This window comes from Arthrobacter sp. 05L421 (assembly GCF_056397785.1).
Map to the genome: position 1 here is coordinate 1 of NZ_JBFTOC010000030.1, position 12,054 is coordinate 12,054.

The following is a 12,054-nucleotide window of genomic DNA, read 5'->3' on the forward strand; positions in this document are numbered from 1 at the left end:
TGCATATTCAATTTCGAACTACTCGATCCAGCTGAGAACGCGGTAGGACCAGCCTGATCAAAGTTGTGGCGAACGGCACCGCAGGGAACGGGGTCATGTTGCCCTAACCTGCCCCACCAGCCGCTTTACGTCCAGTTAGGGAACACCCCCAACCTGACATCGTCGGGCGTGAAATGCTCGTCAGAATAGGGTCCGAAAAGCAGTTCCTGGACGTGTCCGCCGAACTGTCTTGGGTTTAAACCTGACAGCCGGCCACGCTGAGGTATTCGGCAATTGCGCAACAGCCTGTTGCGCAATTGCGGGTGTTTGGGGTGAGGGCAGGGCCCGCTGCCCACAGCCGGGAACGATCCTGATGGGTTATCCACCGCTACTGCTGCTGAGGGAGCTCCCCAATGGCTCCCGATTTCCAGCCGTGGATAACCCTGCTTGACTCCAACCGTGGACAGCTTAGAGTCGCCTAGTTCTGCCCGGAGCTACCTCTCCTGGCATCGCACGTCGGGGAACCAGCCGTTCGGGGCCTTTTTTGGCTCTAGGTGTTCGGGGTCGCGGTGCTTTTGCATGTCGCATTTGTAGAACGGTCCCCGCGGGTCGAGGAGCACGCTCATGTGGTGGTCTGCGTGGTCTTTGAACCACACGCTGGTACCGGTGGCCCCGTCCAGCCTGAGGTGTTCCCAGGCCCGCCACAGCGCTTCTATCCGGGAGACTGCTTCGGGGTGGAAGTACCATTCGATGCACCATTTTGCTGCGCGGCCGTCGACGTCGCGGACGTAGGTGGGCAGGAGCTGTTCGTGCAGGAACTCTTCGGCTGAGCCGTAGACCAGTTCCGGTGGCTTCTGCTCCTCCCCCGCCGTGCTGGCGGGCTCTTCTGTGCTGGTGCCGGGCGCTTCGCTGAATCGGCCGATGTCGATGGTCATTCCAGAACCTCCTACCGGGTGACCCAGGGATTGGCGGCAGCTGCTGCAGCGAGCGGCGCTTCTTCTTGTTCCGGCCGGGGGCTGTACTTTTTGATGGATGCCTCCACGGTGTCCTTGTGTGGGCCGGTGTACCAGGGCATGGTCCGGACGAGGGTGGCCGGTGCGCCGGAGGCGAGGACAACGGCGCGGCCGCGGTCCAGTTCGGCGAGGTTGGAGACGTCGAAGATGCGTTCCTTGCCTTCCTGCCGGGAGCGGCTGGAGCCTGATTTTCCGGAGGAGATGGAGACGTTGGTGTAGCTGTAGTCCCCGATGAGGTCCGAGAGTGCGCGGAGGAAGCCTTCTTCGGCGACGCCGCCGCCGTAGACCTTGACGTTCGCCGCGGACCAGATTTTCCGCATGTTCGCCTCGCCCCACAGTTCGACGCCTTGTGACCAGGACTGCAGGATGCCCATGACGATCAGGCCTTTGGAGCCGTAGTGGCTGAACTGGTCCGGCAGGGCGGCCCAGCGGACGACGTTGGCCAGCTCATCCAGGGCGAACAGTGCCGGTTTGGGCAGGCGGCCGCCGCTGCGTTCGGCGCGTTCCTCCATGGCCTCGGCGATGGCCACGGTCAACGCTGTAGTGAGAGGTGCGGCGGAGCCGGCCCCTTCCTTGGAGAGGATGTAGATCGTCTCCTGCGAGGCCGCGAACGCGTGAGGGTTGAACTGCCGGCGGGCATCCTTGGCCACCGTCGCGCCGCCTGTCGGGGCGACCCAGCGCAGCGTGTTCCGGCTCTTGAGGCACTGAATCATCTTCTCGGCCGTGCCGAAGATCCCGTCGCGCTGCTTATCGGCCAGCTTCAGCGTGGACTCCAGGCCCTTGTACTGCAGCTCGTAGTCATGCCCTCGAAGGATCTCAATGGGCTCCCGGCTGACCTGCTCCGTCACCCACAGATAGACCTGCGTGATGGGCAGCCCACCGAGCGCGGCCGCGAGGAAATACGAGGAGAGGATATCCTCGGCTTTCGGGTCGAAGTAGGCATCCGGTTTGGACCCGGGGACCCGGGAGCCGACGGCGAAGTGCTGGGTGAGTTTGTTGGCCTTCTCTTCGTCCGTGACGTAGGAGAGCGGGTTCCACCACCAGTCCGGTTCCTCCTGGGCGATCTTCTGCGGATCGAACACCCATACTGGGGCCGTGAGTTCGCGGACGCCGCGGGTGCCGTCCACGACGTCGCGCTTGTTCGAGGTCGAGACAACGGCACCGGGTGCGTCCAGGATGGCCGGCATGACCCGGGAGGTGGACTTACCGGTCCGGGGTCCCCAGATGTCGAGGCTGAGGTCTTCCCAGGACTGAACTAATGTCTGGCTGGTGGAGACGACCTTGCCCACCACGATGCCTGGCGTGCCTGTCACGCCCAGCCGCTCGGCCGTGGCCTTCGCGCCCTTCTCGGAGAACGCAGCCAGGGATTTACCCCGCCCCAGGTACCGGGCGGCTTTGTCGACCCGGGCCCGTTTGGATGCACCCTTCTTCCAGGCCACGAGCACGACGATGGTCAGGACCAGGACCACGCCCGCCATGAGGGCGGCCGCGACCGTGGACTGGACGGGCCACGGCACCCGACCCTTGACCAGCCCGGCGATCAGATCAATCGGGTGTGCGGGCGGTGCTTTGATGCCGGCCATCCAGGACCCGAGGTGGGCGGCCGCGTAGGTCCCGCCGCCGAAGACGACGATGAAGCCGATGGCCAGCCAGATGAGCAGGGCATCGCCGAGGCCCATTCCTTTCCGGTTCGGTGCGCTCACAGCGTGCCTCCCTCAGCCGGGACGTCAGGGGTCAGTGGCTCGAGGAGTGTTTCCGGGATCTCTCTCCACTTAGCCTCGGTGTCGTTGACTCCGTCCGGGCCTTGCTCCAAGGACGTTAAGCCCACCAGGACCGGGATCCCGGGCCGGCCGCCGACCTTGATCAGGAACTTTCCCCGTCCGGGAGGTTCGACGTCGAGCCCTCGTGAGTCCCAGGCGGGCGGGTCCTGCCAGGAGATGAGCTTCTGCTGCTCCTGGCGGGAGAGCGGAATGGCCGAGGTCAGCAAGGGCATCTCTGAGGCGGGGAGGCCGCCGCAGATCACCATGCCGGAGCGTTCGACGAATCCGCGGGCTTTCATCCGGTCCTCTTCCGCCGGCAATGCGAGCAGGTCGGACATGGTGTGGGAAATCATGATCTGCCCGACACCGACGGAGCGGTTCAGCCGGGTCAGGGCGTCCACCCGGTCCACCATGCCTTTACCGGCGCGCAGCGCCCGCCACAGCTCGTCCAGGACCACGAAGTAGTTCCGGCGCGGTTCCAGGCCGGCGTCCGCGAGGGCGTTGGCGACGTTGACGGTGCTGAAACCGTAGGACCAGCACGCGAGCAAAATGGCGGCCTGGAGGTCGGTTTCGGTCTCGTCAATGCTGGAGACATCGAAGACCACGGCGCGGTCGCGCATCATGGGGTTGGTGGTGTGTCGGGAGAAGATTTCTCCCAGCTTCCCGCCACCGGTCAGGCCCAGCAGGGTTGCTTCCAGTGCCCGGATTTCCTGCAGGTAGACGGCCATGTCGCCGCGGTCCAAGGCAACCTGCCGCAGCTCGTCCGGTGCGGAGATGATCACGTCCAGCAGGTCTTTGAGGACGGGGACACCGCCGAACCGGTCATCGAGGACGCGCAGGGCCCGGTCCAGGATGGTCTGTTCCTGATCGGTGGGCGGGTTGTTCCGGCTGATCGTGATCAGGGAGACGACCATGGTCAGGCGGCGGCCGTGCGCGTCGGCGCGGACCCGGGCGGCGTCCTCGTGGTGGCCGCTGTCTTCGAGCAGCTGCGCCGCTTCGACGGCGTGGCCGGGATCGAGGATGTTCAGGTAGCCCACTCCCCGGCCGAGCCTAATGACCTGCCCGCCGAGTGCCTGGACCGCTTTGACGTGCTCGCCTTTCAAGTCCCCGAGGATCAGGGGGTGAACACCCTGCGCGGAGAGTCCGATGAACATCCGGCGCACCACGGTGGACTTTCCCAGCCCCGGTTTGCCCAGGATGAACGCGGACGGGTTGGAAATCAGCCGTGCCCGCTGGAACCAGCTGATCGGGTCACAGCAGACCGTGGCCTGGGTTTCCTCATGGCGGCCAAGCGGGACACCGATCATGGGCGAGGACGCCCCGGAGGAAAACGGCCACAGCCCGCAGACCTGGACCGTGGTTCCCCGGTATTCCTTCACCGACGGCACGAGCTGGGCCACGCCGCCGCCGCGTCCGGTCCAGCCCCGGGCAGACGGCCCGGCCTGACGCTGATCTTTTTCAGCCTTCTTCTTCGGTGCAGCCTGGACCGGGGCTGCAGCCTGCTTGGCGGGGCGGGTGAAGAGCTTCATGCGGGCCATTACAGGGCATCCTTAATCTCGGACGGCACCAGGCTGTGCTTGGGAAGGACCAGACCCAGTGGCAGGGACGCCGCGAACGCGGTGTCCTGCGCGCCGTAGGCCCGGCGCAGCAGCACCCGGGCAGTGCCGGAGGTCTGTTCCACGGCGGCGACAGCATCGGGGAGGCGGTCCTTGTCGGTCACGGTGGCCGTGACGACCATGCCGAAGTTCACCAGGCCGGCGCCCTGGGCTTCCTCCTGCGCGGTCTGCACGGCGGAGCGGGCATCGACCAGGGCACGGGCGGAGGGCCGGGTACCGGAGGTGATGCGGACGTTGGCGTTGTTCTGGTCCCGCTCCACCACGGCCGCGGCCCGGGCCGAATCCATCGGGCGGTACAGCAGCGAGATCCGCTTCCGGTCAATGTCCCCGTGCGGCGCCAGCAGCCGGGACAGGACCGAGGAGTTTACCGATCCCCGCGGGGCACCGGTCATGGTCCAAGAAACGGAGAACGCGCTGTCATGCCGGTAGTCATCCCAGCTGGCCTGCGTCGCGGACGGCCCGACCTCACCCCAGGTCAGGGACACCGCGGACCCGGCGGCGTGCGCTTGATCAATGATCAGGGCCGCGGGAGGATCGTAGGCGATCCGGACGACCTCGCAGAGTTCCTGCGCGGACATCGGACGGGCAATCCCGGCACCGGTGGACTGCAGCCTGGCCGACAGACCGGGGATCCGGGACGCGAGGTCACGGGCCACATCTTCAGGTGCGCGCTTCTTCGATCCCGCCCGCAGGGAGGCGTTAAACGACAGGGACACCCAGGCCCGGACCGTGGCCGAACCTTCCGGGTACGTCTGCACGACCTCGTTGAGCACGCTCTTGGCAAAATCCGGGGCGTTCGGGTCGACGTTCATCATGACCTCATTGCGGAGCCGGTAGCCGGAGTCCGGGGCGGTCTCGACCGTCACGGCGGCGGCGTCCAGGCCCGCTTCGTCCCCGAGGCCGGCGAGCCAGCCGCCCCAGTTCGCCACCCACGCATCGACCTGCTCCGGGTCCACCAGGGACGCACCGTCGGGTTCGGTAGAGAAAATCACGGTGTAGTGGCTGGTGGCCGGCACATGCAGCAGCGCGAACGGACGCTTGTAGGAGTCGGTGAATTCGTACAGGGTCGACTTCGCGGCAAGGCCGGGCAGCTGATACATGCCCCAGGCCGTCACCCCGAGCGGGCCGGAACGGTAGAGATTCGTCCCGGAGGACCTGGCGAGCCGGAAGCTCATCCGTGTTCCGAAACGGTCAACAACGGACTGGCCGTGCTTGTCCTTGACCGTCAGCAACAGGGCGCTGGCCCCGGCCACGGCCAGGACAGCAAGGCCCGGGAACAGGCCAAGAAACGCGAAGGTGATGATCCCGGCCAACAACCCAGCCATGACAATGCCGGTGCCGATAGCGCCGAGGTTGCCCAGCCCGGCAGAACGCGGGACGCGCCAGTTGCCGTAGGACGGTTCCTTGTATTCGGTATTAATGGCTGCCACTGGGGCCCTCCGCTGTTTCTGATTGGCCGGTTGAATCCTGCGCGGTCTGGTGTGCGGCCTGAGAAACCCTGGACGCTGCTTGTGCTCCTGCGGCGACGGCCATGCCAGCCGGGCCGGCGGCCTTCGCCGCACCCGAGGCGGCGCCTGCGCTGCCTGCGGCTGCTCCTGCTCCGGCCGAGGTGGTGCCTGACGCGCCGGCTGTGGCGGCGCTGGTGGCCCCGCCCGGACCGGTCGCCCCGGGTGTCGGCTGGCCGCCATTGCCCCTGGGTCCGGTTGTTCCGGTGCTGCCCTTCGGAGATGCACCTGACTGGTTGGTTTGTGTACTGGCCGGGGTCGGGGCGGCATTGCCTTTACCGCTGCCGCTGCGGCCCATGGATACGGCGCCTGTGGCCATGGCCCCCACGGCGGCTCCTGCGCCCGCTCCCCCGCCGGAGGCGACGGCCCCGACCATCGGCGTCACGAAGCGCATCAGCGCCGGCAAAGCGAACAGAGCGACGATCATCAGCGTGAAACCCGTGATGGACCCGATCAGGCCGTCCTTCCCGCTGTTGTCCCCCATGAGCAGGAATGCGACCGAGTAGACGATGGCTGCGGCAGGTTTGTAGAGGATGAACGCGATGGTCCAGCCAACTGCTTTCTGGAACCACTGCCTCCCCATCTCGGTGTTGGTGAAAGCCGCGGTGGTGGGCAGGATGCCAGCCAGGATCACCAACATGCCGCTGCGGACCACCATCAGAACGATCTGGACGAGGGAAGCAATCAGCCCGATCAGACTCAGGATGATGAGGATAAACACCCCGACACCCGATTGATTGGCCAGCACGAGAATATTCATCGACTCGGCAAAGCCCTTACCGTCCGTGGAACGCTTGATGATCTCGGCCGAGAAAGCATCCGCGGCGATCACCAGGATCGAGATGACCCCTAGGCCAAGGCCCGTGACCAAACCCAGCGTGATCAGGGACCGGAGCAGATCCTTCAGCGGTGCTCCGCGTTGTTCCCAGATCATCCGGATGCCACCGAGAATGACCGCGAGGACCGCCAGCGTCAGAGTCCAGACCATCAATTCGCTGTTCACCACGGAGACGACGGGACTCGGCGTCGCACCGTCGGCGCTGGCCAAATTCACCGTGGGCATGGACACCCAGGAGGTAGACAGTGTTGTCACCATCTGGCTCATGCCCTCCATGATGGCCTTGGCAAGGTTGGTGATGGCGTCGTCTGCGATTCCCGCTGCGACATTGCCGGCACCCTGTGCGCCCCAGCAGGCCACGTCCCAGACTTCACATGCCTTGTCAGCCATGTCAGACGCCGGCCCAGGGGACGAACGAACTCAGGTCACTGATCTGGCGCACTGCGCCTCCGCCAGCGGCGGGGATATCGAGTTTCCAGTCGCCGTCCTCCCAAAGCATCGACGTCGAAAAAGCACCGTATCCTCCATCGGCACTCTTGATGGCCAGTTCCACGACGGCAGTTCCGGGCGTATACGAATGGATGATGAACCCGGCGATCTGAACCTTCGGTGAGGTTCCGCCGACGGCCTTCCCTTCTTTTACGGCCTGTACTGCTTTGTCCCGCGAAGGGCTATCAGCTGCAAGCTGGAGGTATACCTGTTTTGCATAGCCGTTAAACGACGCTGCCCAGATGTTTACCGTTGCGTACAGGGCTCCTGTGGGGGAATGAGCAAAGCACGACCTCAAACCGTCCTTTCCCACAGTGCCAGGGCCGGCCGTTGATGGATCGCTGGGAACGGCCATGGTTCCGAGCAAGTCCCATTTGGATTTGGGCGCTGCTCCCAGTGCTGTTTCCGTGCTTGAGGGCAGTCCGCAGACGCTTTTGCCTGCATCTGTCGTGGCGCTGGGGCTGACTGTGGCCGGGTTAGCGGACACTGCTGTGCCCGGCGCAGCCTGGGCGTTGTCCTGTCCTTTGGGGAGCAGGAAGATGACGACGGCTGCTGCAATCAGCGCGACCACCAGCGCGGCAGCAATGATGAAACCGGGTTTGGTGAACGGATTGCTTTCGGTGGTGCTCTCTGTTGACTGGCTCATGGTGAACCTCCCGTTGTTGGTGCTGGTTTAGACGAAGGCGCGGACGATGCCGGAGGCGCCGGTGATGATGATGCAGCCCATCAGGACCCAGCCGAGCTTGCCGATGGCTTGGGCTCCTTCGCCGCGCTGGAGCTGGATGACCATGCCGATGCCGACGATGATGACGCCCAGGACGCCGAGGACCAGGCCGATGCCGGAGGCCCAGTTCAGGATCGTGAGCAGGCCACCTGCCTGTGCCGGGACGACCGGGGTGGGGTTGGGGATAACGCTTCCGTCAAGTGCAGCGAAGGGGTTCATGGTGAGACCTTTCAGTTGGTGGTGCCGGGTGTGGTGTCGGTAGCCAGGGCGGCCAAGTCAGTGATGAAGCGTTCGTATTCGCGGCCCGACGGCGGTGTTGTGGCGTCCCCGTGCCGCCAGGCCTCGACCCAGGGCACGGTCCAGAGCCGGGGCGCTCCCCCGCCGACGATGGCGGCGAAGTCCCGCAAGGGTTTGGGAGTCTTCCCCGGTGCGTCCGCGAGGACGGCGAGGCCGAGCAGATTAAGCTCCGGCGCCGCGCCTGATGCCCACTGCGTCAGTGCGCTCTGTGCAGCTGTCAGCCCGCGCATATCTGCACGGCAGACCAGCAGCACCCGAGGCTTGTTGCCGTCCTGGAGGACAGGCCAGCAGTGGTCGGTGACGCGCGCCCCTTCGAGAAGGTCAGCGATGCGGCTTTCACCGGATCCCCCGTGGGCGCCGGTGACCCACAGCGCTGCAGAACCTGAGACCGTGCGGCGGGCCAGACGGTCTGCGGCGTCCGGTTCAACCACTCCCCTCAGCGGCGCACTAATCACTGCCGCCGGCGGCTCATACGCATAAGAGGACACCGTGTCCGCGCCGTCGGCGGGGGCCGGGCTGGTGATCCAGGGGTTCAATGTCTGTTGCACGATTGCCTCCTTTCAAAGTCCGTTGGTGGGTGGCTTAGAAGCCGGTGGCGACGGCGGCCGCGGCCGCCAGCCATGCCCGCTGGGTTGCGGGCTGGAGGGCTTCATAGCGGATGGGTCCGTTTACCAGGGCCGGATCGTAAGGAATCCGGACAACGGCGCGGACGAACGGTGCGAAGCCGTCAGCGATCCGTCGGGCCTCGTCCCTGGCCCGATTCAGGGCGTCCCCGCTCATGCTGCGCTTGGCGTCGGTGGATTCGGAGACGATGACGACGGCGCCCCGTGCCAGTTCCGCGTCGTGCCCTCCCCGGGATTCCAGCGTCTGCAGCGTCAGCCGGGCGGCTTCGGCCCGGTCCTCGATGGCGGTCACGGGGACGACGAGCTGGTTGGTGTGGTCGATCATCCGACGCCAGTTCGCGGCCCGGGCGGTGTTGCCCGAATCCATGACCACCAGCCGGTAATAGCGGGTGAGGACCTGGTGGGCGATGTCGACTTCCTCGGCGGTCACTTCGTGGTCGCCTTCCTCGTTTTCATCCGAGCGCAGGACGTCGAACTTGTCGGCGGTCTGGTGGTGGACGAACTTGGCGATTTCGGCCGCGTTCGTGGACGGGGAAAGCAGTTCGGTGGAGGCGTCGATCAGGTCCAGGACGCTCCGGTCGTGGGAGCCCTTTTCCGTCCGCCACCCGAGGGTGCCCTGGGATTCGTTGTTGTCCCACGCGACCGTGGCGGCCCCGCTGTAGCGGGCAAGGATGGCCGAGAGCATCACCACGGTGGGGGTCTTGTTCGCCCCGCCCTTGCGGTTCACCACGGCAATGGTCCGGGGACCGGGCCAGTGCTGGCTTACCGTGCGGATATCCTCGCGTTCGGTGAGTTCTTTCTCCGAGGGGTCCATCCGGAGTCCCAGGCGCGTGAGTGTTCCGCGCCAGCCCTGGGTGGCCGGTTCCAGCACCGGGGCGCTGACCAGAAATGAAGTTTCCTTCAGGCTGCGCCGAGTGGGCGCGGCTTCATCAACAACGGCAGCAGTCTGCGGTTCCGGGGTGGCCGTCGCGGGGGCGGGCGGCCACGGCTGGGCGTCCACCGGTGTTGCAGGGGCAGGAGCTGGCGTCGACTCTGCGGGAGCGGCCGCGGGACGGTATCAATGACGGCCGGCGCTACGGTTGTGGGCGTGGTTTCGGGGGCTTCTGCCCGGCGGCGGGCCGGAGCGGGATCGTAGGAGACGGATTCGATCTTGTTGTCCGGGTGGACGATGAGTTCGCCGTGTCCTTCGGGGTCCTCGATGCGGACCCGGACGGGGCGCTGCAGCGTCTGCGCTTCGCCCACGATGAGGGTCAAAGCGTTGTTGCGCAGTTCCTGCACGGAGTCTCCGGCAGGGACGACGCGGGAGTTGCCCGCGACGACGACCTCGGCGGTGCCGTTGTCGCGGACGATGGCCCGGATGTTGGGAAAGGCCATGACCTCGGTTGGTGTAGTACCCATGAGCTTCTTCCTTACGTGTATGAGATTCAGAGGTGCGGCGCTTAGGACGAGGGCGGGGTGAGCCGGTTGACCTTCCACGGGGCGTCCTTGCCGGTGCGGAGCAGCTGCACCGTGTAGGTCCCGGCGTTGGTGGGGACCGCTGCCATGACGCCGAAGCCGTTGGCTTCATCGACGCTCAGGGTGGCGGGGCCGGTGACGCGGCTGACCGGGATGTTGGACGGGTCCACCGCCGAGAAGTCAGCGGTCGCCTGCGGGGTCAGCCAGCGGGCCAGGTCATTGGCCCACTGCTTTTCCTCCACCGTGGGGCGGGCGAAGTCCGCCATTGCCTTCCCCGCGACGTCCACCGCCTGGTCCTTGCTGGTCTGATCCCAGGTGATGCCGATCGTGGCCGGGACCGTTCCACCGGGCGCCTGGGGTCCGCTGTTGGCGCTCAGTGAGACCGGCGCGGACGCTGTGGGTTGGCTGGTTGATTCCGCCGGTGCCGGCGTCGTGTTCGCCACCGGTGCGCAGGAAACGCAGAGCAGCGCCACGGCGAGCAGGGTCAAGGGCTTCTTCACTTCTTCTCCTCTTGGGTGGGCAGGTACAGGAAGGCTGAGGGGACAGAGTTGGTCACTGTCCGGGTGTAGTAGCTGTGGTCCGCCGGGGCCGGGTTGCCGTTGTAGCCCTCTTCGACGTAGGTCCCGTCATCCTTGACTTCCTTGACCACCGCGACGTGGCCGAAGTTCGGGTCCGCTCCCCCGGCGCCGGGTGCGTACCAGACAACGGCGCCGACCCGGGGTGTGCTGCCGGTGGGCCAACCCTTGGCGTACCAGCCGGCCTTCCAGGTCAGGGCCGAACCGAGGCCCTGCCCGTCCGGGCGGAAGGAGCCGTTGAGGAACTTGAACGGTGCACTGGTTGAACCCATCTGCTGGTTCACCCGCCACAGGGCGAAGTCCACACACTCGCGGTAGTACATGCCCAGCGGCGACGTGCTGGCCGTGTTCGCTCCGGTCTGCAACCAGGTCGGGGAGTTCTTCCACGGGTAGTCATCCCCCGCGCCGGATTGTCCGGGGATGGCGCAGTCGCTGCCCTGCAGGGAGAACTTTGAGTTCGAGAGCGCCCGAACGAGTTTGACGGCCTCGGGCCAGTACTTCTGGTAGTGGTAGGGATCGGCGTTGCGCTGGACCCTGTTGCCGGCAATGGTCGGTTCCAACAGCTCCCAGCCGGGCACGCCCTGCAGGGCCTTGATGAAGTTCGTCGCGCTCGTGGTGGGATCCATGCGGTCCGCGTAAGAGCCCCACGCGCCGTTGCCGCGCTGCTGGAACAACCCCCGCGAGTCCGGCCCGGCACCGTTGCCGGTCTCCAGCACCCGCAACCCCGACTCCCCCAGGGCCACCATCACGCTGATCATCTGCCCGTTGACCGAAAGACTCAGCGTCTTGCCGGCGCCCATGATGGCAGCGGCGTTCTTCAGCTGCTCCTGGGTGTAGCCCTCAACCTTGGTGTTGCCGCCGATGACGACGGAAACGGCCGGCCCGCAGTCGGCCGCAGCAGGCTTCGCGGGGGCCAGCAGCAGGTCCAGGGAGCAGACCAGACCGAGCACCATCACGGGTGCTGCGACGGCGGCACTGGTGCTGAGCATCTTGGACGGCTTCACCGCTTTCCCCCTGCGTTTTTGTGCTGCGTGGCCTTCCGGTCATGTCTCGTTGGCGGGCCCCGGCTAAACTCGATTCCAGAAGCTACGCTGGTTTAGTTCAAGTTTTTAATTATCTGGAATTGTTTAATTATTGGTTCAAACCTAGCAGGTATTGATCATCCGCGCTTGTCTATGGC

At 65.8% G+C, this 12,054-nt stretch carries 10 protein-coding genes and 1 pseudogene; all 11 read right to left on the reverse strand.

Translation table 11 applies throughout. From position 1 onward, the window contains the following. Nucleotides 1-473: 473 nt before the first annotated feature. The 11 genes and pseudogenes from AC1DKQ_RS20720 to AC1DKQ_RS20770 all read right to left on the reverse strand — a co-directional run bounded on the left by AC1DKQ_RS20720 (nt 474) and on the right by AC1DKQ_RS20770 (nt 11,863). Nucleotides 474-914: a DUF4913 domain-containing protein gene (locus AC1DKQ_RS20720; protein WP_476920050.1), complete on the reverse strand. Its 441-nt coding sequence runs from the start codon at nt 912-914 to the stop codon at nt 474-476. A gap of 11 nt (nt 915-925) precedes the next feature. Beyond that, a complete protein-coding gene (locus tag AC1DKQ_RS20725; RefSeq protein WP_476920051.1) occupies nt 926-2,695 on the reverse strand; it encodes a type IV secretory system conjugative DNA transfer family protein in 1,770 nt (589 codons plus the stop codon). Next, complete coding sequence (locus AC1DKQ_RS20730; RefSeq protein WP_476920052.1) at nt 2,692-4,290, reverse strand: ATP/GTP-binding protein; 1,599 nt, start codon at nt 4,288-4,290, stop codon at nt 2,692-2,694. Before AC1DKQ_RS20730 ends, AC1DKQ_RS20725 begins: the two co-directional genes overlap by 4 nt. Continuing rightward, the gene (locus AC1DKQ_RS20735) at nt 4,290-5,798 is read right to left on the reverse strand and encodes an SCO6880 family protein (protein ID WP_476920053.1); all 1,509 of its coding nucleotides are present in this window, start codon (nt 5,796-5,798) and stop codon (nt 4,290-4,292) included. The genes AC1DKQ_RS20730 and AC1DKQ_RS20735 overlap by 1 nt, the downstream gene beginning before the upstream one ends. After that, nucleotides 5,785-7,101, reverse strand: a complete 1,317-nt coding sequence (locus AC1DKQ_RS20740) for a TrbL/VirB6 family protein (protein WP_476920054.1) — start codon at nt 7,099-7,101, stop codon at nt 5,785-5,787. Before AC1DKQ_RS20740 ends, AC1DKQ_RS20735 begins: the two co-directional genes overlap by 14 nt. Before the next feature lies 1 nt (nt 7,102). Continuing rightward, on the reverse strand, nt 7,103-7,846 hold the full coding sequence (locus AC1DKQ_RS20745; RefSeq protein WP_476920055.1) for a DUF8175 domain-containg protein: 744 nt from the start codon (nt 7,844-7,846) through the stop codon (nt 7,103-7,105). A 27-nt stretch (nt 7,847-7,873) separates the two neighbouring features. Then, complete coding sequence (locus tag AC1DKQ_RS20750; RefSeq protein WP_476920056.1) at nt 7,874-8,143, reverse strand: hypothetical protein; 270 nt, start codon at nt 8,141-8,143, stop codon at nt 7,874-7,876. Between the two features lie 11 nt (nt 8,144-8,154). Next, on the reverse strand, nt 8,155-8,769 hold the full coding sequence (locus AC1DKQ_RS20755) for a DUF6668 family protein (protein WP_476920057.1): 615 nt from the start codon (nt 8,767-8,769) through the stop codon (nt 8,155-8,157). Nucleotides 8,770-8,803: 34 nt separating this feature from the next. Next, nucleotides 8,804-10,242 (reverse strand): annotated as a pseudogene (locus tag AC1DKQ_RS20760) (MinD/ParA family ATP-binding protein). A gap of 41 nt (nt 10,243-10,283) precedes the next feature. Next, nucleotides 10,284-10,799: a hypothetical protein gene (locus tag AC1DKQ_RS20765; RefSeq protein ID WP_476920058.1), complete on the reverse strand. Its 516-nt coding sequence runs from the start codon at nt 10,797-10,799 to the stop codon at nt 10,284-10,286. Beyond that, nucleotides 10,796-11,863: a CHAP domain-containing protein gene (locus AC1DKQ_RS20770; RefSeq protein WP_476920059.1), complete on the reverse strand. Its 1,068-nt coding sequence runs from the start codon at nt 11,861-11,863 to the stop codon at nt 10,796-10,798. Before AC1DKQ_RS20770 ends, AC1DKQ_RS20765 begins: the two co-directional genes overlap by 4 nt. Nucleotides 11,864-12,054: the final 191 nt, after the last annotated feature.